Annotated in this window: 19 protein-coding genes and 1 pseudogene; 17 read left to right on the forward strand and 3 right to left on the reverse strand. The window is 36.6% G+C overall.

Going from position 1 to position 23115, the window contains the following annotated elements:
* Positions 1 to 168: 168 nt before the first annotated feature.
* The 7 genes and pseudogenes from rhuM to AACQ49_RS01880 form a co-directional block, all read left to right on the forward strand.
* A pseudogene (rhuM, locus tag AACQ49_RS01850) lies at positions 169 to 312 on the forward strand (RhuM family protein); the annotation flags it as partial.
* Between the two features lie 863 nt (positions 313 to 1175).
* Complete coding sequence (locus tag AACQ49_RS01855) at positions 1176 to 1496, forward strand: helix-turn-helix domain-containing protein (protein ID WP_004246668.1); 321 nt, start codon at positions 1176 to 1178, stop codon at positions 1494 to 1496.
* A gap of 139 nt (positions 1497 to 1635) precedes the next feature.
* Positions 1636 to 2259, forward strand: a complete 624-nt coding sequence (gene ecpA, locus AACQ49_RS01860) for a common pilus major fimbrillin subunit EcpA (protein ID WP_004246669.1) — start codon at positions 1636 to 1638, stop codon at positions 2257 to 2259.
* Positions 2260 to 2348: 89 nt separating this feature from the next.
* A complete protein-coding gene (locus AACQ49_RS01865) occupies positions 2349 to 3032 on the forward strand; it encodes an EcpB family pilus assembly chaperone (protein WP_004246670.1) in 684 nt (227 codons plus the stop codon).
* A 22-nt stretch (positions 3033 to 3054) separates the two neighbouring features.
* Entirely contained in the window at positions 3055 to 5550 is a 2496-nt protein-coding gene (locus tag AACQ49_RS01870; RefSeq protein ID WP_113976825.1) for a TcfC E-set like domain-containing protein, read from the forward strand.
* Positions 5551 to 5563: 13 nt separating this feature from the next.
* Complete coding sequence (locus tag AACQ49_RS01875) at positions 5564 to 7171, forward strand: hypothetical protein (RefSeq protein ID WP_046335148.1); 1608 nt, start codon at positions 5564 to 5566, stop codon at positions 7169 to 7171.
* Between the two features lie 92 nt (positions 7172 to 7263).
* Entirely contained in the window at positions 7264 to 7941 is a 678-nt protein-coding gene (locus AACQ49_RS01880; protein WP_017827148.1) for a hypothetical protein, read from the forward strand.
* A gap of 398 nt (positions 7942 to 8339) precedes the next feature.
* Here AACQ49_RS01880 and yajD read toward each other — a convergent pair whose 3' ends face one another.
* Positions 8340 to 8687, reverse strand: a complete 348-nt coding sequence (gene yajD, locus AACQ49_RS01885; protein ID WP_004246674.1) for an HNH nuclease YajD — start codon at positions 8685 to 8687, stop codon at positions 8340 to 8342.
* 224 nt (positions 8688 to 8911) lie between these two features.
* Here yajD and AACQ49_RS01890 point away from each other — a divergent pair, with 224 nt between their 5' ends.
* Complete coding sequence (locus AACQ49_RS01890; protein ID WP_004246675.1) at positions 8912 to 9451, forward strand: DUF2058 domain-containing protein; 540 nt, start codon at positions 8912 to 8914, stop codon at positions 9449 to 9451.
* A gap of 19 nt (positions 9452 to 9470) precedes the next feature.
* Here AACQ49_RS01890 and AACQ49_RS01895 read toward each other — a convergent pair whose 3' ends face one another.
* Entirely contained in the window at positions 9471 to 10169 is a 699-nt protein-coding gene (locus AACQ49_RS01895; protein ID WP_110229599.1) for an RluA family pseudouridine synthase, read from the reverse strand.
* Positions 10170 to 10355: 186 nt separating this feature from the next.
* Between AACQ49_RS01895 and AACQ49_RS01900 the strand changes: the two genes are divergently transcribed.
* The 4 genes from AACQ49_RS01900 (at position 10356) to AACQ49_RS01915 (ending at position 14996) form a co-directional block, all read left to right on the forward strand.
* Positions 10356 to 10832, forward strand: coding sequence for a cold-shock protein (locus tag AACQ49_RS01900; protein ID WP_004249014.1), 477 nt, complete (start codon positions 10356 to 10358; stop codon positions 10830 to 10832).
* A gap of 131 nt (positions 10833 to 10963) precedes the next feature.
* Positions 10964 to 11704 carry a MurR/RpiR family transcriptional regulator gene (locus AACQ49_RS01905; protein WP_004246678.1) on the forward strand — a complete coding sequence of 247 codons (741 nt, stop codon included), beginning with the start codon at positions 10964 to 10966 and terminating at the stop codon, positions 11702 to 11704.
* A gap of 351 nt (positions 11705 to 12055) precedes the next feature.
* Entirely contained in the window at positions 12056 to 13612 is a 1557-nt protein-coding gene (locus AACQ49_RS01910; protein WP_004246679.1) for a PTS transporter subunit EIIC, read from the forward strand.
* Between the two features lie 13 nt (positions 13613 to 13625).
* A complete protein-coding gene (locus AACQ49_RS01915) occupies positions 13626 to 14996 on the forward strand; it encodes a class-II fumarase/aspartase family protein (RefSeq protein WP_004246680.1) in 1371 nt (456 codons plus the stop codon).
* A gap of 89 nt (positions 14997 to 15085) precedes the next feature.
* Here AACQ49_RS01915 and AACQ49_RS01920 read toward each other — a convergent pair whose 3' ends face one another.
* Complete coding sequence (locus AACQ49_RS01920; protein WP_004246681.1) at positions 15086 to 16402, reverse strand: sodium-dependent transporter; 1317 nt, start codon at positions 16400 to 16402, stop codon at positions 15086 to 15088.
* A 560-nt stretch (positions 16403 to 16962) separates the two neighbouring features.
* Between AACQ49_RS01920 and fdhF the strand changes: the two genes are divergently transcribed.
* The 5 genes from fdhF (at position 16963) to nanQ (ending at position 22929) form a co-directional block, all read left to right on the forward strand.
* Positions 16963 to 19131: a formate dehydrogenase subunit alpha gene (gene fdhF / locus AACQ49_RS01925; protein ID WP_004249015.1), complete on the forward strand. Its 2169-nt coding sequence runs from the start codon at positions 16963 to 16965 to the stop codon at positions 19129 to 19131.
* A 204-nt stretch (positions 19132 to 19335) separates the two neighbouring features.
* Positions 19336 to 20034 (forward strand): N-acetylmannosamine-6-phosphate 2-epimerase, encoded by a 699-nt coding sequence (locus AACQ49_RS01930; protein ID WP_088206973.1) that lies wholly within the window; start codon positions 19336 to 19338, stop codon positions 20032 to 20034.
* Positions 20031 to 20900 carry an N-acetylmannosamine kinase gene (gene nanK, locus AACQ49_RS01935; RefSeq protein ID WP_161778864.1) on the forward strand — a complete coding sequence of 290 codons (870 nt, stop codon included), beginning with the start codon at positions 20031 to 20033 and terminating at the stop codon, positions 20898 to 20900. The genes AACQ49_RS01930 and nanK overlap by 4 nt, the downstream gene beginning before the upstream one ends.
* A gap of 51 nt (positions 20901 to 20951) precedes the next feature.
* Positions 20952 to 22442 (forward strand): sodium:solute symporter, encoded by a 1491-nt coding sequence (locus AACQ49_RS01940; protein ID WP_004246686.1) that lies wholly within the window; start codon positions 20952 to 20954, stop codon positions 22440 to 22442.
* A gap of 13 nt (positions 22443 to 22455) precedes the next feature.
* The gene (nanQ, locus tag AACQ49_RS01945) at positions 22456 to 22929 is read left to right on the forward strand and encodes an N-acetylneuraminate anomerase (protein WP_143475461.1); all 474 of its coding nucleotides are present in this window, start codon (positions 22456 to 22458) and stop codon (positions 22927 to 22929) included.
* Positions 22930 to 23115: the final 186 nt, after the last annotated feature.

Genomic DNA, 23115 nt, shown 5'->3' on the forward strand with positions numbered 1-23115 from the left:
TAAGTATATGGGGGATGTGACCTAAAACGAATGACGGCAGATTTAGTCAGTAAAGCCTTGATAAAAGCGTATAACTTACACCAGTCCAAAAAAGCTTAGTCTTTCATAGTGATAGGGAAGTAGACACTATTAGGTAGAAATACGAAAAGTAAGCATACTCGTACATGTTCGTATAAGTCGGATGAAGTTCGTAACACTGCGAAGAATTATCTACGTGAAAATGAGCTGAAAGAATTAAACCGTATCGTCAATATGTGGCTGGATTTTGCTGAAGACCAAGCGCTGCGCTGTAAGCAAGTTTTTTTACAAGATTAGGATACTAAGCTAGATCAGTTTTTAAGTTTCTCAGAAAAAAGATAATGCATCTTTCGATAAATGGTATCGATATATTGATAAACTTCTTGCCATATTATTAATGCAAAGAAAAATATTTTTGCATAATTATATATATTATTTTTATTAAAATAACTTCTTAGGCATTTAATTACCGTTAAAGATTAATAAAAATATAATAACAGAATGCTATTATTGATCTAAATCAATAATCTAATCAATCTGTAATTATAATTACTTATTAAAATTGATCTCTATTTTCATTAAAATGTGTTTTTACACTTTATATTAGTATTAATAGAATTAAAAAAGATATTTAAAATCATGTGATTACTTTACAAATATATTGATACTAATTCTTTGATTAAGTGCTATTTTTGGGTTTAAGTGTTCTTTATGAATATGATTACAGGATATTCAACCAGAAATGCGCTTTTATCAGAGTATTATAGTACTCTAATTATTAGTACTTAAATCGCTATTTGATGAATTATGTAACAAATTGTAAATGTATATGATCAAATATATCAATTAGGCTATATCAATAATGCATTATTCTTTATTTTTCTGCAATTCTATAAAAAATATATTTTTTAAATTATTTTTTAATTAAAGACTTAATTTATTTAATTATCATATAATTAATAAAAATCTTTTCTTTTAAATACAAATTATTTGCGTAAGCTAATAAATTAAATCGATCAATAACCAATATTTGATAGGTTATAGCTATTAAGTTAACTAACTTCGATCGGTATAAACGTTTTTACTCTTATTTTTATATATTTATGATTGATTTAAATGAAATGTTTAGTTAACAATTTTCTATTGGAGTGTAATTAATGAAATCTAATATGATTAGTGGTCATGTTGGTATTTTTTTAAGAAAAGCACGTAAAGAAAAAAATATGACAGGAAAGCAGTTGGCAAGATTAATGAATGTTAGCCAACAACAAATTTCACGATATGAAATAGGAGCTACTGCAATTACCGTTGATCAATTAGCAAATTTTTTATTAATTTTAGATAAAAAATGGGTAGATGTATTTAAATATCTTGAAAATGAATTTTCCGATGAGAGAGAAATAAACAAAGTCGATAATAAAAAGAAATATATTTTATGGAAAGGTTGTCAAACAAAAAACTTCATAAATAACTTTTAATCACATTAAAAATTAATAAATCACATAAAATAATTATCATTGCAATTATTTTATTAATTATATTTTATAAAAAGCACAATTAAAGGTGTTTTTTATACTATGTAATTGTTTTTTATAAATCAAAATTAGAGAGAATAATATGTTAAATAAAAAAATAGCATCGGTGATGCTATCAACAATTATTGCTGCTTCTTTTGCTACGGCTGCTAATGCAGATACTCGTGTTGCACAAGCAACCGCGACTTGGCAAGCAACTGCAATTAAAGATACAACCAGTATGTTAGTTGTCACTCCATTAAAAAGTCTGACTTTTAATTATGCTGAAGGCCAAAAATCATTTAACCAACAAAATGGTGCATTTGATATTGCTATTCAAGGCCAATCTGGCGCAACCGATTTTAAATTATCATCAAAACTGATTGCTAATACGTTAGCAAGAACAACTGATGATTCAACATTAACAGTTGGTGTTAAATGGAATGGGGAAGACCTTTCTAAAACAACTGATGTCGTGTTAATTGATACATCAAAAGGGTTAACCTCAGGTTTAGATAATTTAGCTGCTGATGGTATTTACAATGGCTCTGAGCGCGCTACAGATCGTGGTGAATTCACTTTTGTAATTGCCAGTGCACAAGCAGCAGGAGCAACAGCCGATTTTAAATCACTGGCTGATGGTGTCTGGGATGGTGATGTAAAAGTGCAATTTACTGCCACTTGGGATGGTGACTTTTCTACCGTTAAACCTAATCCAGAACCTTAATTCTCCTTTATTGGCTAATTGATATTACGATAAAGATACTATAGGGAAGTAATATCTTTATCGTTATTTATTTTTAGAAACTGACTATTATGAATAAGATAAAATTAATCCTTTTTTTATTATTGTGGTTTCCATTAAAAAATAGTTTTGCAGTAAATGTAGGTAATATAACAGAGATAATATCTTCTGATGAAAGTACTCTTGCTAAAGAAATTGAAAATACAGTAAATACGGCAAGATTAGTCAATTTGACAATAGAAAAATTAGACTCACCACTTGAAAATGGGAAAGTTATTCCGGTTACTGATCCCAATGAAATTTTATCAACACCGGCTAATCTGATTCTTCCCGGTCATGCAAGTGATGTATTTAAAATTATTTATCAAGGGCCTAAGGATGATAAAGAGCGTTATTATCGATTAAATTGGAAAGATGATCCTATTGCTGAAAATGGTATAACACAAAGCTCAAAATCAGCGACAGCAACAACATCTGCAACTATTAGTACAATTTTAGTGGTTGCACCCAGAATTGAGAATTTTAATTATCAGTATCATGATAATAAAGTTTCTAATATCGGTAATAGTTCATTTCGTGTTGTGGCTTCAGGCCCTTGTCTAGCAGAAAAACAACAATATGGTGTGGAGGGGATGTGTCGCGAGCGTTATTACCTTATGCCACATTTAGCCGTTAAATTACAACTTGTCGATCTCACAAATAAAAAATCTAGCGTAGGCATTTGGCACAAAGGAGAGTTCATTGTTGTCAAATAAAAAATAAAGAATGGGCTAAATCATGCGTAAGAGTATTATCGCTTTATCAATATTAGGTATTATTTTTTCGAATACGATTAATGCTAATGAAATAAAAAGAATTAAAGTAGGCGGATATATTATTCCTCCGGCATTTGTTAATGCTTTAGAGGAAGGTATGTCGGTGCCCGTTTTCTTACGACTTAATGATGCAAATAAACAAAACCAAAGTGAAAAGAAAATTGCAGATGCGATTATTGTTATCGATAATGATAAAATAAAACTATCAAGTATTCAATTAATCGAAAATAATCAAGGCGCAACACTAAATCAGTTATTAGTTGATAAAATTGAAAATAAAAAAAATGCTATCTTTAATGAAAATAATAGTATAACTATTGATAGTAATGCTGCTCTTCAATTAAATGTCTCTTCATTTAATTTATCATTAGATGTTGATAAGTCAGCTTTTGCACCCAAAGAACATGCTAGACAATCCATATTAGGAAATTCATCTGTTAATTCATTTTCTGCTGTGGCCAACTATGATTTGGGCGTCTTTCAAAGTCGTGTTAAAAACGCCCAAGATTCATCCAGTAGCTACTTTAATTTAGACACGTTATTAGCTAAAGCTGAACACCATTTTAATATTAATGCATCTGCCTACAGTATAGGTAAATCCAATTCTAATATTGAACTCTATAGAGCAATGTATGAACGTGATTTTAATGGATTGCGTTTTGCTATCGGGTTAATGAGCACTTGGAATTTACAGTCCTTAGCCAGCTTAACAGTATTGAGCAGCAGTAAAATTTATGCAGCATCAATCGGGAATAATTCATCAAGTAGGGTGGTGAATAAACAGCAATCATTAACTCCGATTTATGCTTTTTTAAATAGTCCAGGTGAAGTTCGTATTTATCGCCAAGGTAAATTATTAAATATTCAAAATTTCCCGATGGGTAATTTTGAAGTTGATACCAGCATGTTGCCTTATGGTATTTATGAAGTAACGATTGAAACCGTTATTGATGGCAAGGTAGTGACAACACAACATCAAACCATTAATAAGTCTTTTGGCACCGCTAACGGTAATTTTGACCAATTAAATTGGGAAATTTATGGTGGCTATATTGATTTTGATAAACGTCATTATATCAAAGAGGGTGGCGCTTATAACCAAACTCCCGAAAAAAGTTATTTAATCGGTAGCTCTTTTGCTTATAACTTTCCTGTGTTATCCGGTATTCGTTTTCAAATGTCTAACTATGGATTTGATAAATTTATTGTACAGGAGACGAATATCAGTGTAGCGGTAAATAACTATCTTTCTATTGCTTGGCAAGGAATGTTAGAGAATCATGGTAGTCACCGTAATATTAGTACGCTTTCTATTAATATCCCAGAAGGCTATGGTTCATTATGGGCATCTAAAGAGAAAACTATCGTAAGAGGTGATTTACCGCTATATGAGGCTGACAGTTACTCTTATGGAGGAACTATTAATTTCGATAAGATAATGGATAGAACGGGTTCATTTACTATCAGCAATACCAAAGATAAGCGAGTTGGTAGTGATTCTATTAATTATGAATATGCAAATACATTATTTTCGGGACGTTATGGCACGGTAGGATTAAGAGCTGGGGTTCAGCGTTATCATTATGATAATCAAAATAGCACTAATGAAAAATTTATTAATCTTGATTTCTCTTTACCTCTTTCAACGTGGTTAAGTACTGGGATCTCTTCAACCAATGGCAATGTAAAAGCCAATATTTATGTGAATAAGAATTTTGAAAACTCCGTGATCACTAATGCGGGCGTTTCTGTTTCTAAGTTAGTACATGATAAAGATAATGGTGAATCTGACTTCTCAACACTAGGTTACGCTTCTTATGATACGAAGTATAATTCTGGTACGGTGACCATTAATCGCCCTGATAATAAACGACTCAATGGTAATTTAACTTCTCGTGGCTCTATAGCTTATAGTGAAGGGATGATCACACCCAGTGGTCAACAAGGTAAATCTGGCATTATTATCAATTCAGACATTAAAGGTAGTAGCAGTATGCTCGCTAAAGTTAACGGGCAAAATTACCCGATTAGTGGAAAAAATACCTTTATTCCATTATCTCCTTATTCAGATTATGACATCCAATTAATGAATGATGGCAAATCGAAAGACAGCTTTGACATTATTTCTGGCCGAAATAAATCCGTCACATTGTATCCAGGAAATATTGCCTTTTATCAACCGGAAGTGAGGCAATTAGTCACGGTTTTCGGACGTCTGAAATCCCCTAATGGTGAACTTTTAAAATATGCTTCAATTCGAAACCATATTGGTCGAACTAAAACAGATCAAAATGGTGAGTTTTCAATGGATGTAGATGTCCGTTATCCGGTGATCTCGTTACTACAAGAAGATCAGCAAACAATCTGTGAAGCAGACTTAGATCTTAAAGGGGCACAAGGAGCAATGTGGGTCGGAGAGGTAACTTGTCAACCTCAGTCTAGTTTCGTAAAAAGATAACGAGAACTTTATTATGAATAGCAAAATATTTTTTTTACTCGTAGCACCTTGTCTTTTAAATTTATCGCTGTCTACAACCAGTCAAGCCGCTACGGTAACTAATAGTTACGTTTTTATTGAGAATAATGTAGATAATGAATATTTTATTACCCCAAGAACAACCGATCCGCGTTTTTCGGGTGCCAATAAATATACGCGTTATTCAAAATCTTCACAGCTCAGTTTAGGTTATATGGGGTATACCAATACATCCATTCAGGCCAATCAATATGTCGATATTTGGCTAGAAAATTCTCAAATAGATAAGCCATTTGTGGGTAACCGATGTATGAGGCGTTATTGTACAGATGATAGTGGCTATTGGCCTGCGCAATATATAGGTAAAGACGGGGCTTATAAAATAGTACAGACGAATACTAACGGTGAATCGGCTTATGCTCGGGGAATATTTAGTGATTCGGCATACCTGTATTTTCGCCAATTACCTGTAGGCACTATAGAGACATATAGTTATAGAGCCTGTATGACAAAAACAGACTATGATCCAAGCAAAGGCGAATCTTGCCAAAGTATCGGCGGCAGAATGCTTGCATCACATGAATTCAATATCACTAAGTCAGGGCATATCACGTTAACTTCAACAGGTGCTTTACAAGAAATATTTATTGATAGTAACGGTAATCCCACGATTGGCTTAGGCTCTCAGTTTTGCCGAGTGGGTATTGTATCAAACCAAAATGGTATTATTTGTCAGGTGATTGATCATGAAACTACTGGGGATATATTTACCAATATTAGGCTTAATTTAAAAATTAATAATACACTGATCCCTTTTACGCCAGCGGCAAATACAATAAAAATTGGCCCCGATGATGGCAGTAATAACTGGTATAATTATAATACAACATACCCCGCTAATTATTATTTTAAAGTTAATAATAAAAATGTTTCTATCTTTTTATCTAATACCTTTTTAAAAAGACTCGTCTCTAGTAATGTCGACTTTAAAAATAGCCAAGACTTTTTTACCTTTTCATTTACCAATACAGCAGTGCCTCAATCTGGGTATTATGAGTTCACCCCCTCAAATACACTTATTCTGAAACCGAGAGATTATGGCATAAGCATTATTCCTGCTGATTTTAACCCTCATCAATCTAAAACGGGAAAAGTGGGTAATGAAGAGCCACCCATTGAGTTTAATTATATTGTTACCACCAGTGGCCCTAGACAAGCAGACTCTATTACTGCATCTGTAGAAGGACCACAAACAACATTAAAAGGGCAATCCTATTGTTTATTCTCCTCCAGTGATAACCGACTTAATGTGCCTTTTCCGGCTTATCTCTCATTTAAAAATAGTGATGGCACGGATGCAAAATATAGAGCGAGTTGTGATAGTCATGAAATTTCATTAAAAAATGCGTTATGGACAGAAACACCATGGGATAGACCTGATGAAGACTTAGGCTCTTTTTATAGAACGAACCTAGATTTATCTTTTCCAATGAATGATGCTAACTCATTTTTCACTTTGGATGGTATTGATTGGCTAGGAACAGTCTCAGCCAGTGGAACGGTAACGGTTAAGGCTATATGGACTGGGCCTGATATTAACTAAAGTTGATTATTTTTATGTTATGGCGACTGATAAGAACGTACTGGTTTTTTATTTAAGTCGCTTTCTATTATAACGAATACTGAAATTTTAATATGAAACTAATATCTTGGTTTAAAATACTTTGCGGGATGTTGTTAGTCTTCTTTTATCACCATGCATATGCACTTTATATTAGTGCAGATATTTCCTCTATGGAGTCGGGGGAACCCTTCTTTTCTAAGCCCTATATTAATGATACTAAAAAAACCAATTTATATACATTTAGTGTTTACCAAATTGATAGGCCGGGTTATCAAGAGCAGGGCACACCTATTCAGAATGGAGAAATTCTTTTTACTCCCCTTAAAAAAATTCTATTACCCGGGGAGCAGGAATTTTTTAAAATTTTCTATCGAGGAGAGGCGGATGAGAAAGAACGTTATTATAAAATTATTATTAGTGAAACGCCACTTGATATAAGAAATGATGAAGGGCAAAAAAAACAACCACTGTTCTACCCCACAGTAAGTTTAGAAACCTATTTTGTTGTTAGACCTAAAGATCCAGATTTCAAATATGATTTAAATATTAACCAAGGAATATTAAAAAATACAGGCAATACTTATTTTAGGGTTTTGTTACATCAAAATTGTGATGGTGATGATGACTCAGAGCCTTATGTATTTTATTTATTACCCAATCAACAAATTAAAGATCTGCGCATAAGTCAAAAAAGTCGTAAGTATATTGTTATCTTTGATAAATATTACTCTATAGGGAATTGTGAGTAATGATATGACTTTAAAGCGTATTGGCCATGATGATCATGGCCAGTGTCCGAGTCACCTATAAGAATGATTGTGGGTATGATATTAGCTATATAACAGGAATAAATTTCTATTTATGATTTTGCATTAAGTGAAGCTCTTTTCTTAGCTATCTCCTCCTCAATCGATAAAACGCATCGGCGTTGTTACCTCTAGATTGACTTGATAATACCAATATATAAATTTAAACAATTTCAACATTTCTGATAGCGCGATAGTCAGTTATCGATAAGATAAAAATAATAGTTTTACTAATATATAGAGTAGCGGGGGATATGAATTATTGGCAGTGTATTAACGTTCTATAATAGATTAACACACTGCAGTATCTGATTTATTTCTCAGTCGTGATAACGATTAGATCACTTTTTCTTATTCAGCATCGCTTTTAAATCAGCAAAAGGGTTATAGGTTGCTTGCCCAACATCATCTTGGGCATCTTCCCCTGCAACAACGGTAGAGCCATACTCTTCTGCTTCTGTGTATTTTGAGTGCTCATGATCATGACAATACAGACACAGTAACTCCCAGTTACTGCCATCTTCGGGATTATTGGTGTGGTCGTGATCAATATGATGAACGGTTAATTCACGCAGATTTGAATAGACAAATTCACGAGCACAACGTCCACAAACCCAAGGGTAGAGTTTTAGCGCCTTTTCGCGGTAACCGCTTTCTAGTTTTGCATAGTTTTTGGGGATCACAGCCATGGTTTATTTTGCCTGTTATAAATGATAGAGAAAGTTTTTTGGTTACTTCTCAATATACCCTAATGCATTAAGGGAGCCAATGTGATTAACACAACGCTTACTCAGCAAATAACATCGATATGGTTATGAGTGTTATTATGATAATTTGCGTTGTTGTAACGAGATGCAGTCTTAAAAATTACAGGTATAATTTCGGGCATTATTGAGCAAAATTAGGCATAAAAATGGCAAAACTTACCTTACAAGAGCAGATGCTAAAAGCGGGATTAGTGACAAATAAGAAAATGGCTAAAGTACAAAGAACGGCGAAAAAATCGCGGGTTCAGGCCAGAGAAGCGAAAGAGGCTGTAGAAGAAAAGAAACGTTTACAGCTTGAGCGTGATAAACAACTCAGTGAACAGCAAAAACAAGCAACCTTATTAAAAGAGTATAAAGCGCAAGTTAAACAACTTATTGAGATGAATAGAATTACCCCTGCTAAGGGCGATATTGATTTTAAATTTACCGATAATAATGTGATTAAAACGCTTGAGGTGGATAAAGTAACACAATCTCAATTAATTAATGGTCGTTTAGCTATTGCACGTTTAGTGATTGATAGCGCCGGAAACAGTGAATATGCCATTATTCCTGCGAGTGTGGCAGATAAAATCATGCAAAGAGATGCAGATTGTATCTTATTAAACAACACATTAAGCCAAGCAGAACAAGACGAAGATGATCCTTATGCTGATTTTAAAGTGCCAGACGATTTAATGTGGTGATTTTAAGGGTGGCTTGATATTAAAACGGTGAAGGTAGATAAATATCCATCGGTTGCTCACTAACAGGGTGAATAAAATGTAACTCACAGGCATGCAACATTAGCCGTGGGGTATGCTCTGTTCCTGATAATAATAGGCCACCATACAAATCACACCCTAAAATAGGGTGCCCTATATATTGGCAATGGATACGCAATTGATGTGTTCTGCCTGTTTCCGGCGTGAGTCGCACGCGCGTTAAAGGTAATCGAGTGCCATCAGCCAGAGTCTGATAAAACCGTTCGATAACTTGATAGTAAGAGCGCGCAGCTTTGCCTTGTGTGGTGCTAATCGACATACGTGGAAAGTGTTGTGGATCTTTCGCGATAGCCGCTTCTATAACACCACTATCATGTTGCAAATGACCACATAATAGGGCGTCATAAGCTTTAGTGACGGTGCGCTGGCTAAATTGTTGACAAAGTGCACGGTTAATCGCTTTATTCAGGGCAATAACCATCACCCCCGATGTGCCAAAGTCTAAACGATGAACTAAGGTGCACTCGGGAAACAATGGTACTAAGCGATAATGAACAGAATCGATATTTTGCGGGTTTTTACCTGAAAGGCTTAGTAAACCTGATGGTTTGTTTATTACCAGTAGATGTTCATCTTGATAAAGATATTCAATCTTGTCATGGCAAATGGGGGCAATAAAGGTATCAATAATCGTCGACATCAAATTATCCTGATCACAAAAGTGCACTGATCATAGCTAAATTTCAGCCGATTGGCGACTCAAACCATAATATGCTTATTTACTCAATTTAAAGACTAATAGGCAAAGGCATAGTCTGAATGCAGATTGTGCTTTATACTGCATAGAGAAAATTGAGTAATAATGATCATGTAGGCGGTAATGGCAATGAATGGAACAATCACAAAATGGTTTGAAGATAAAGGTTTTGGATTTATCAAAGATGAAAATGGGGATAATCGCTATTTTCATGTGATTAAGGTTGCCAACCCTGATCTTATTAAAAAAGATGCAATAGTCACGTTTGAACCCACGACCAATATGAAAGGGTTATCAGCCTATGCAGTAAAAGTGATCCCAGACAGTAAATATATCTTTATTGCCGGAGAGCGCGTTAAGTTAACGTCAATTAAGTCTTATCGTGTTTATAGCGAACAAGTACCCGTTAAAACGCATATTGATAAAGAAAATACAATATTATCGGTTGGTATGCTAATGAACAGTATTAAGCCTAAATCTGAGTCGGCAGCAGATCAAACGCGTACTTTGAAAAAAATTGATATCATTACTTATCACGGCAAAGTATTAACCTTTACTGATGATGAAGTCGATATTGATGCAACAGTCAAAGTGATTAAGGCTTAATTGAGATAATGCGCATCTGTTTTTAACTCAATAGTGCAATGGATCACCTTTGTGATTAAGCATATTATGCAGTAGAGTGTAATATGCTTAACTGATTGTTTTATCATGATTATTAATTGATTAGGTGAGATATGCTGGATTTTTTAAAAAATTATGACAATTTAACCGTCAGTGAAAAGAAAGTATTAAAGTATCTTACCGATAATATCGCCGATATCCCCTATTTAAATATTAATGATTTAGTCGCTAAAACCTTTGTATCAAAAACGGTAATTATTAATTTATCGCAGAAGTTAGGTTTTAGTGGCTTTAAAGAGCTAAAGTTTCAAATTAATAATTATATTCTTTCGCGTAATAAAATAGAAAAGAGTGATCACTCATCTTATAAAAAACAACTAGAGAAGAATATTAATAAAAGCTTTACCCTCATCAATGAAGAGCAAATTAAAGAGTGTGCTAAAACCCTGCGCCATTCTCGTAATATTTTTATTGTGGCAAGGGGAACAAGTAAAGCAGTCGGTTATTATCTTGAACACTTATTGTTTGCACTGGGCCTGCATTGCTTTTTTATTAATGATTATAACTTATCAGATTCATTTACACGTTTAGTGAATGAAGATGACACGGTTATTTTTATCTCTCTTTCAGGGGGAACTAAAAAGATCATTGAAACGGCAAAAATTGTGCAGTTAAAAGAGGCAAACATTATCAGTATGACAGCCTTTAATACCAATGAGTTAACCAGTTATGCGACGCATACGCTATTTTGTTTCGCGGATAATCATGATACGAAAAAAGATGATACCAAGTCACGAATTGGTTTTTTTATTTTGGTTGATTTGTTAATAAATGAAATAGAAAATTTACTTTAAACATTATTTTTTAGTCTCAGAATTATCTCTTCAAGATTAACTTTTTCACGGCCTTATTCTTTACTATATTAATAAATTTAATGTGTTTTAAGCTAAAATAACAATTTATTTTAAAAACACTTTTATTTTCAATTTGTTCAATATCTCTTTAATGGGCTATTTATTAATAATAGAACATTCTATCTTCAAAAATTTATTATTTATTAAATTATTTTTTAATTTAAAAGACCTAGGTCATAATAAATGACCTAAGATAATATTTAAAACTAGCCCGCCATTCATTTTATAGATAACTCAATGCTAGAGTACTTTTGTCATTTTTCTATATTCGAGAAGTCATAAGGAAAAAATATGGCCAAGAAAAAATTCAGCGAATCCATACAGCGCTTTGGTAGGACCCTACTCCTGCCAATCGGTGTTTTAGCGCCTATCGGTATGATACTGGGTATCAGTGGCGCTTTAGTTCAGTCTTATATGATTGCACGCTTTCCTTTCCTGGGGAATGAAACAGTCAATGCATTATTAGTGAGCATCCGCTCTATTGCAGGGGTCGTGTTTGATAATATTCCACTGCTATTTGCTATGGGGGTGGCTTATGGTATGAGCCATAAAGACAAGGGGATCGCCGTGTTTGCCTCCGTTGTCGGCTATTTAACCTTGATTAGCACCATTAATATTTGGCTCGTTTTGACGGGGAAACTCGCTGATCCTGCCGTAATGACTCAAGTGGGGCAGATCAAGGTGTTAGGTATTCAAACCATGAATATCAGTGCCGCAGGGGGGATTATCACCGGATTAATTGCCGCTTGGGCGACAGATAAATTCTATAACCTTGAACTTCCTACCGCTTTTGCCTTCTTCTCCGGTAAAAAATCCGTTGCCATTATTATGGTGGGATTAATGATTGGCGTAGGGGCATTACTACCCTTTATCTGGGAAGTCTTGGTGATGGGATTAACAAAACTTTCCGCAGTCTTCCTGAGTCCTGTCGGGCCATTCTTTACAGCAGGGGGAGAGCGACTGTTTATTCCATTTGGTTTACACCATGTATGGAACGTGTTGTTTAGATTTACCGAAGCAGGTGGCTCTTACGTTATTGATGGACAAACCTATGTGGGTGTTGTTCCTGCCATGACAGAAGTGCTGTTTAACCAAGGGCCAAGTAGTGAATATTGGTCAATGATGCCAAGCTTAACGCGTTTTATGGCACAACAACAAATGCTGGTCACTCTGTTCTTATTCCCAGCAATTGCCTTAGCAATTTATAGAACGTCGAAAAAAGAGAATCGCGCAGAAGTTAAATCTATGTTGGTGACCATGGTATTAACCGCCATGTTAGGTAACGTCACTGAGCCACTTGAATTTACCTTTGTGTTTATTGCGCCACTTTTATATCTGATTTACGCCATTATTGTTGGTATTGGTGCGGTTTTACTCTCTTTTGCTGGCGTGGCGATTGGCTATATCCGAGGTACGGTATTTGACTTCACCATCTTTGGTCTGCTCTATGAACATACCAACTGGATCTACTTAGTGATTATTGGTTTAGGTCTGGCGGTTGTCACTTACTTCATTTTCTACTGGGCCATTATTAAGTTTGATATCAAAACACCGGGTCGTGAAGAATCAAGCAATATGAAAAATACGCTTATTAAAGAGAAGCGTTATGGCGAAATTGCGGAGATCTTAATTCGCGCTTTAGGCGGAAAACAAAATATTCGTAACGTTGATAACTGTATTACTAGACTCCGTGTCGATATCGGTGAAGTAAATCAAATTGATAAAGAGTTAATGTTGGAATCAGGTTGTACAGCATTCTTTATTCCTGCAGCGAACCATGTCCATATTGTTTATGGGCCAAAAGTTGAGTTTGTTCGCAATGCTGTTGATGAAGCAATGAAGAAATAACAAAGGATACAAAATGAGAGCGTTATACGATTCTAAAAGTAAAACAATCGATGATCGCGGTATTAAAGCGCTGTTATCCAATGAAGCTAAATATTCAACTTGGTTGATGTTTGAGGCGATGCTCGCTCAAGCTCAAGCTGAACACGGTTTTATTCCACAGTCAGCGGCTGATGAAATTAAAGAAAAAGCGGTTATTGAGAATATCGATTTTGAAGAAATGAACCGCATTTACCAAAAAATCGGTCATGGTTTCGTGCCCTTTTTAAAAGTGTTAGTTAAGGCATGTTCCCAAGAGAGTGGTAAATATGTGCACTACGGCATTACCACGCAGAATATTCAGCAAAGTTCACAGCTTTATATGATGAAGACAGTGCACCATAAATTTATGTTGCTACTTGGGGAGATCATCGAAAATTTAGCTAACTTGGCAGAAAAAACCAAACATATGGTTATGCCCGGTAGAACACATGGCCGCCATGCTATTCCTATTACTTACGGCTATAAAGTATCGGTCTGGATCAGTGATTTTATCGACTGTTATCAGCGCATGAGAGAGTGTGAAAAACGCGTCTTTACTATCATGATGGGCGGTGCTGTGGGTGCATTTAACTCAATGCCAGAAGTGGGTATGAAGGTGCAAAAACGTGTGGCTGAATTAGTTGGCATGGAAGCGATGGAGGTGCCTTCTCGTAACCTTAGTACACATAAATTAGAGTATATGGCTAATTTGGCATTGATGGCTAATATCTGCCATAAAATTGGTGAAGAAGTTTATAGTACGACACTTGAGGAAATTGCGGAAGTTTCGGAAGGGTTTACCAAAGGTACAGTTGGCAGTAGCACTATGCCGCATAAAATTAACCCTAAACTGGCTAAAGGGATCATCGCTAACTCACAAAAACTGTATTCTTTACCCAGTGTGGGTATGTATTCTGCGGTAAGACCTTATGAAGGGGATAGTAGCTCCTATATGTTATTTGATGGGTTACTGGAAGAGGCATTAGAGCTGACAACCGAAATTCTATTAAGAACAGAAGAGCTTTCCAGAACAATAGTACCGCATGAAGAGAGAATGCTACATAACGTCATGAGAAATAAAGGATTAGATAATACAGAGTACGTTATGATGAAAATGGCAGAAAAACTAGGCAAAGATAAAGCACACTCTTTATTGTATGAAGAGGCGATCAAAACAGCGGCAGATGGCGAAGATTTCTATACTAACTTGATAAAAAATCCTGTTATCTCTGCGGCATTTAGCCCAGAAGAAATTAAAGCAATGCTTGATCCAAGAGCCTATATCGGTTTATCGGTGGAAATTGCGGAGAAAGAAGCTAAACGCGGGCATGTGGCTAGCCAAGAAATTAAACAAAACTATCAATAAGTCTATTAATAAATAAAGTTATCAAGTATCCAAACATCGGGGATAATTAGTCAGAGAGCTTCTTAAATAAGAAGCTCTCTTTTTGTTTTTTAACCAATCAAACCATGTACCAATATTATACCGATACAGATAGGGCCGATATAACGCCAAACTAATAATAAGCATTGGCGTTTTGCTCCTGTAATATTATCTGGAATAACCGCATTGGCTCTACGTGACCAGCCAAAAATTAAACACATCGCAATACCAAACAGTGGCATTAAGATATTGGAGGTTAAGTAATCCAATAAATCAAAGAGTGTTTTGCCCCCTAAAGTTACATCACTCATAGGACCAAATGATAATGAAACTGGGATACCCATTAACATAATAGAGGCTGTGACCACTAAGCCAGCTCTACGGCGAGTCCACTGAAAACGCATTTGTACATAAGCGACGATATGTTCGAGTAATGAAATTGCAGAGGTTAATGCTGCCATTAATAATAAAACAAAGAAAGTGACCGCCAAGATATTGCCACCAGGCAAGTTAGCAAAATAGACTGGCATGGTCATAAAGGTTAAGCCTGGGCCAGCATTTGGCTCTAATCCAGCAGCAGTTAACGCAGGGAAAATCATTAAGCCTGCTAAAACACACACTAAACAAGAGAGGATCACAACCCACATACTAGAGTTAGCAATAGTCTTATTATCCGCTAAATAGGCGCTATAGGTAATATGAATACCCAAACCGATAGACAGCGAGAAGAAGGCTAATCCCAACGCATCTAACACTCCTTGTGGGGTTAATTTACTAAAATCAGGATATAAGAATAATTTTAAACCTTCTGAAGAGCCGGGTAAGCTAATACCGACAATAATCAAAATAATCATGATAATAAACAGTAATGGCATCATGATCTTGACGGCTTTTTCTAATCCGCGTTGAACACCCGCTAATACGACAAAACATGTTAATCCGGCAAACACCAAGTGAGCAAGAATAGGCCATAAAGGGTCACTGATAAAACGGGTGAAGATCCCCGTTAATTCACTACTATCAGTAATATTTAATTCACCAGTAGCTGCCATAATGGTGTAACCAATGGTCCACCCCCCGACAACACTATAAAAGCTATAGATACACCATGAACTAAATACACCAATGACACCGATAATTACCCAATTACGTCCCATCATCTTTTTGAAGGCATTAACGGCTTCGGCATGGGTGCTACTACCTAAAATATTTTCAGCTAATAAAACAGCTAATCCGATAATAAAGCTAAATAACAGAAAGACGACGAGGAATGCACCACCCCCATTATTGGCGGCGACATAAGAGAACTTCCAAATTGCACCAATACCAATGGCAGAGCCAGCGGCTGCTAAAATATGGCCTACACGAGATGTCCATTGTTGGCTCATTTTGCCTCCGATTTCATTATGTTAATGATAGAAACGGTTGCCGAACAATAGTGTATTGCAAAGGTGTGATAACCCTTAATCCTTGTAGTGGAACGAGACATCATAAAAACTCCCCTAAAAACAGTTCCACCAGCAGGGTTATAAAAAAACCACCTTACTGGTGGCTTTAGCAAAAAATGAACGAGCTTGGCCACCCTAATAAAGTAGGAGTAGATGTAGGCCTAGAAGTCGATTGTTAGTGTTAATGTTCATGTTTTTGCTCTTTATTGAAATGAATTTGGTTTGTTGCACTGATTTATTGAATGCCACTGCTAACAAATAACTATTTTGTTATATCATAAAAACAAATTAATGAAAGCCCTTTTTTAAAAAAACTTGATAACGTTTTGATAACTTTTGCTCAGAAAATCTTGTCGACAAAAATGTCGATATAACCTTGGTAGCCAGTGACAGAAATACTATCTACTTATTTTTACATGGTTTTTTACTTGGCATAAATCGTGCTTAGTTGGATGTTCTTTATGACTCTTTTACTCCCTAGTTAGGGGAAAGGATATCAAATGAACAAAATCAACTCCGTCTGTCCTTATTGTGGCGCTGGCTGCAAAATCAATCTCTGTGTCGAAAATGGTCGAATAATCAAAGCTGAAGGTGCCAATGGTGTCACTAATCAAGGCGAGCTTTGTTTAAAAGGTCTCTATGGATGGGATTTTTTAAATGACAATAAATTACTGACAGCCAGAATTCATCAACCGATGATCCGCCGACAAAAAGGGGCTGATTTTGAAATTGTCAGTTGGGATGAAGCGATTGAGTTTACGGCTAAAAAGTTACTCGCAATTAAAGAGAAATACGGTGCTAAATCTATTATGTGCACCGGCTCCTCTCGGGGTACAGGTAACGAAACCAATTTTGTGATGCAAAAATTTGCTCGTGCTGTACTGGGTAATAATAATGTTGATTGCTGTGCCCGTGTTTGTCATGGCCCTTCTGTTGCTGGTTTACAAGAAACACTAGGCAATGGGGCAATGAGTAATTCCATTGCTGATATTGAAGATTCAGATTGTTTGTTGGTGTTTGGTTATAACTGTGCCGACTCTCACCCTATTGTGGCGCGTCGTGTGGTGAAAGCGAAACAAAAAGGGGCCAAAATTATTGTTTGTGATCCTCGTAAAATAGAAACAGCGAAGATTGCTAATCAATATCTTCCCTTAAAGAATGGCACCAATATGGCGTTAGTTAATGCATTTGCCTATACGCTGATTGATGAAGATCTTTATGACAAAGAATATGTGAGTCGTTACACCGAAGGTTTTGAAGAATATAAAAAACAGCTGGTGGATTATAGCCCTGAAGCAGTAGAACGTATTGTTGGGGTTTCTGCAAGCGAGATCCGCCAAGCTATGCGCACTTATGCAGCCGCAAAAACAGCCACCATTATGTGGGGAATGGGGGTAACACAATTTGGTCAAGCGGTAGATGTTGTGAAAGGGCTAGCGAGTTTAGCGTTATTGACGGGTAATTTAGGCAAACCACATGCAGGGGTTGCTCCTGTTCGCGGGCAAAATAATGTACAAGGTGCTTGTGATATGGGGGTTTTACCCAATATGTTCCCCGGCTATCAAAGTGTGACAGATGAAGGTATTCGTCAAAAATTTGCTCAAGCTTGGCATATTCCGGTTGAAAAACTCGATCCGCAAGTGGGTTATCGCATTACTGAAGTCCCTCATTTAGCCATTGAAGGTAAAGTGAAAGCTTATTACATCATGGGAGAAGATCCACTTCAAACTGAGGCAGATTTAGGTCTGGTTAGAAAAGGTTTTCAAGCGCTCGATTTTATTGTGGTTCAAGATATCTTTATGACGAAAACGGCAGAGCAAGCAGATGTCATTTTACCTTCTACCAGTTGGGGTGAGCACGGTGGTATTTTTACTTGTGCTGATAGAGGTTTTCAACGTTTTGAACAGGCAGTACAAGCACGTGGTAACGTTAAACGTGATTGGGAAATCATTAGTTTATTAGCCACGGCTATGGGCTATCCAATGTCTTATACAGATAATGAAGAAATTTGGCATGAGGTAAGAGCATTATGTCCGCTATTTTTCGGTGCGACCTATGAAAAATTAGCGGGATTAGCCCATATACAATGGCCTTGTCCTGAACTCGATCATCCGGGAACACCCTATTTATATTCAGATAATCGATTTACAACGCCATCAGGTAAAGGGCAGCTTTTTGCTACCGCATGGCGCGCCCCCGCAGAGTTGCCTGATGAAGAGTATCCAATGATTTTATCAACGGTACGTGAGGTAGGGCACTACTCTTGTCGCTCAATGACGGGTAATTGTAAAGCATTAGCATCATTAGCAGATGAACCGGGGTATGTGCAAATTCACCCTGATATTGCTAAAGCGGCAGGTATTGCTGATCAAGAAATTGTTTGGGTTGCATCTCGTCGAGGTAAGGTGTTGTCACGGTGTAATCTAAACGAAACCGTTAATAAACAAGCTATTTATATGACTTATCAATGGTGGATTGGTGCATGTAACGAACTGACACAAGATAATCTCGATCCTGTCTCAAAAACTCCAGAAACTAAATATTGTGCTGCACGAGTGGTGAAGATTGACGATCAAAAATGGGCAGAAAGCCAAGTCGCTCAAGATAATCACGCCATGAGAAGTCGTTTAATTAATTTAGTCGAGCAAGCAAAAACAGCGACACACTAAATTAATCACTCAAGAGAAATATAACAAAATCAATGGAGGCTATTTAGCCTCCATTTTTATTCTGTTTATTTATCATCATGTTATATCAATTTGGTCATTGTTTGATCTTCTTCACAGATCGTAGTTTTTCTGATTGAGAAATAAAACTCCGTAAAATAATATAATTCGGAGTTACATTTCAAAAAAGAGAGCAGTGAGTTCAACATGGCACTAATTGAAAAGATGACTAAAGATATTCAACAAAAAGGTGGGTTAATTGTTTCTTGCCAACCTGTTGATAATAGTCCAATGGATAAACCTGACATTGTAGCCGCAATGGCTCAAGCAGCAGTAAATGCAGGTGCCGTCGCAGTACGTATTGAAGGAATTGATAATTTAAAAGCAACACGTCCTCTTATTGATGTGCCAATTATTGGAATTGTAAAACGTGATTTGCCTGATAGCCCTGTCAGGATCACGCCTTGGTTAAATGATATTGAAGCATTGGCCGCAGCTGGTGCTGATATTATCGCTTTTGATGGTACTGATCGCCTACGCCCAGTTCCCGTGAAAGCATTGCTAGAGCATGTTCATCGTTTAGGAAAACTAGCGATGGCAGATTGTGCCACTTTTAATGAAGGGATGTATTGTCATCAACTCGGTACTGAATTTATTGGCTCAACGATGTCAGGTTATACCGGTGGGGAAATACCAAAATTACCCGATCTTCAACTGGTGACCGCATTAGCAGAGCAAGGATGTCGAGTGATTGCGGAAGGGCGTTATAACACACCAATGATGGCGGCAAGGGGTATGCAAGCGGGAGCTTGGGCTATCACCGTTGGCTCTGCATTAACTCGTCTTGAACATGTCTGTGAGTGGTTTACTCAGGCATTAAAGTGGCAGCAGGAGTTAGATAGATGAATACATTAGCGATTGATATTGGAGGAACCAAAATCTCGGCAGCATTAATTAGCCGAGATAACCAATTGACACAACATCGACAAATAGCAACACCAGCAAGTCCATCTCCAACACAACTTTATGAAGCATTAGTTAGCATTATTACACCATTAAAAAACCATGCCAATAGTGTTGCCGTTGCATCAACAGGGATCATTTGTAATGGCATTTTAACCGCATTAAACCCCGATAATTTAGGTGGATTAAACGATTTTCCTTTAATGGAAACACTATCAACCCTTACCGGATCACCTTGTTGGTTACTTAATGATGCCCAAGCTGCCACATGGGCTGAGTATTATCATCGTCGTGACACTATATCTGATATGGCGTTTATTACGGTCTCAACCGGCGTTGGCGGAGGCATTGTTCAGCAAGGGCAGCTACTAATAGGAAAACGTGGTCTTGCAGGCCATTTAGGTCATACCTTAGCTGATCCTCGAGGCCCTCGTTGTGGATGTGGCCGCTATGGTTGTGTTGAAGCCATCGCATCGGGGCGTGCGATTGCCTCACAGGCCGAAGGGGAACTTGCTGGTAAAGATGCTAAGGCAATTTTCAGCGCTTTTCATCAGGGAAACTTACAGGCTACCACCATTATTAAACGCTCTGCCAACACCATAGCTAATTTGATCACAAATATTAAAGCTACAACAGATGCTGATTGTGTTGTGCTTGGTGGCAGTGTGGGGCTTGCTAACGGCTATCTCGAATTGGTTCAAGTTGCTATGGCACAACAACCATTAGCATTACAAGTGCCGATTGTATCAGCTCACTATCATCATGATGCTGGATTATGGGGCGCAGCCCTATGGTCTAGAGAGCAATAAAAAAACTGTCGTAAAACTTACCTTTTACCCTACATATGGCAGGACTAAAAAATGCAATTACATGATTTTGGTTTTATTAACTATGCAGTGCTGTTTGGCTATTTGGCAGCTATGTTACTCGTGGGTGTTTATTTTTCTAAACGTCAAAAAACTGCGGATGACTATTTCCGTGGTGGAGGGCGAGTTCCTGGGTGGGCCGCTGGAGTGTCTGTATTTGCGACCACATTAAGCTCGATTACATTTATGTCCATTCCTGCTAAAGCTTATACTTCTGATTGGACCTTTATTATTGGACAGTATTTAGCTATTGCAATTTTACCTTTAGTTTTTTATTTCTATATTCCTTTTTTTAGAAAATTAAAAATCACCTCCGCTTATGAATATCTAGAAGCTCGTTTTGATGTTCGTAGTCGTTTATTTGCTAGCCTTTCATTTATGTTATTCCATATTGGGCGTGTTGCTATTATTACTTATTTAACCGTACTAGCTTTACGTCCTTTTATGGGGATTGATCCGGTCGTGTTAATCGTATTAATAAGCTTATTATGCATTATTTATACTTGGATGGGGGGCATTGAAGGCGTTATTTGGACGGATGTTATTCAAGGTTTATTACTTTCTGGTGGTGCTGTACTGATCTTTATTATGATCTGTTTTAAAGTTGATGGTGGTATTAGCGAAATTTTTACTACTACAGCACAAGCAGATAAATTCTTTCCTACCACACAATGGCGCTGGAGTTGGACAGATAGCACTATTCCTGTATTAATGATTGGGTTTTTATTTGCCAATATTCAGCAATTTACTGCTAGTCAGGATGTTGTGCAACGCTATATCGTTACCGATTCTATTAAAGAAACTAAACGTACATTGATAACTAACGCTAAATTAGTGGCTATTATTCCTATTTTCTTTTTTGCCATCGGCTCTGCATTGTTTGTTTACTACCAACAAAACCCAAGCTTATTACCCGCAGGATTTAATACGGGGGGAATTTTACCACTATTTATCGTGACGGAAATGCCTATCGGTATTGCAGGGTTAATTATTGCAGCTATTTTTGCTGCTGCACAATCAAGTATTTCTAGTAGTTTAAATAGTATTTCAAGTTGCTTTAATTCTGATATTTATACTCGTCTTAGTAAATCATCCCCTAGTCCTGAACAAAAAATGAAAGTCGCAAAGTTAGTTATTATTGTGGCAGGAATATTCAGTAGTTTAGCGGCAATTTGGTTAGTTTTATCCGATGAAGCTGAAATTTGGGATGCATTTAATAGCCTTATAGGTCTTATGGGCGGACCAATGACAGGCCTATTTATGCTGGGAATTTTTGTAAAACGTGCTAATGCCGGTAGCGCCGTTGTTGGGATCATCGTGAGTATTATTGCAGTATTGGCTGCACGTTATGGCAGTGATCTTAACTTCTTCTTCTATGGAGTCATTGGTTCAATGTCAGTGGTGATTGCAGGAACCATTACGGCACCACTTTTCGCACCAGCAAAACAGCTTTCCTTAGATGACAGTGAAACATCAGAGAACTAAGAAGGAATAATCTATGTTATTTGGACATTTATCTGATTTGGCGACTATGCCAGAAATGAATCCAGCGTTACGTCATGCAATGGAAAAAGTATTAGCCCTTGATCCCGCGTCACTTGCACCGGGCAGCTATAAAATTGATGGTGAGACGTTGTTTATGAATGTTATGACTTTTGAAACCGTGCCTCGTGAGCAAAAACAAGCCGAATTGCATCAGCGCTATATCGATATTCAGATCTTACTATCAGGTGAAGAGACAATTGATTTTGGAATACAAGGTTCGGCACAAGATGTGACACCTTATAATGAAACGGATGATTATCAGTTGACTGATAACATCATACATCGTCAAACATTATCCCTTACACCAAATATGTTCGCCATTTTTATGCCTTATGAGCCACATAAGCCAGGTATTGCGCAGAAAAATGAGGCCAGTACATTAAAGAAAGTGGTTATTAAACTAGATGTTGCCGCGTTAACTCACTAATCATTATTATTTAATAAAACGCTTTATTTCTCATGTATCAGTTAGTTGGAGTTATAGTGATACTGAGAATAAGGCGTTTTGTTATTATCACATTATTGTCTTAACAAGGCTTTTTTTAACCTGTTGGAATTGGTACTCTTGTGGGCAAAATTCTATTCTCGTGTATTTGCTGCAAGCAAGGATAAT

This window comes from Proteus sp. G2675, assembly GCF_963886535.1.
GTDB lineage: Bacteria > Pseudomonadota > Gammaproteobacteria > Enterobacterales > Enterobacteriaceae > Proteus > Proteus mirabilis.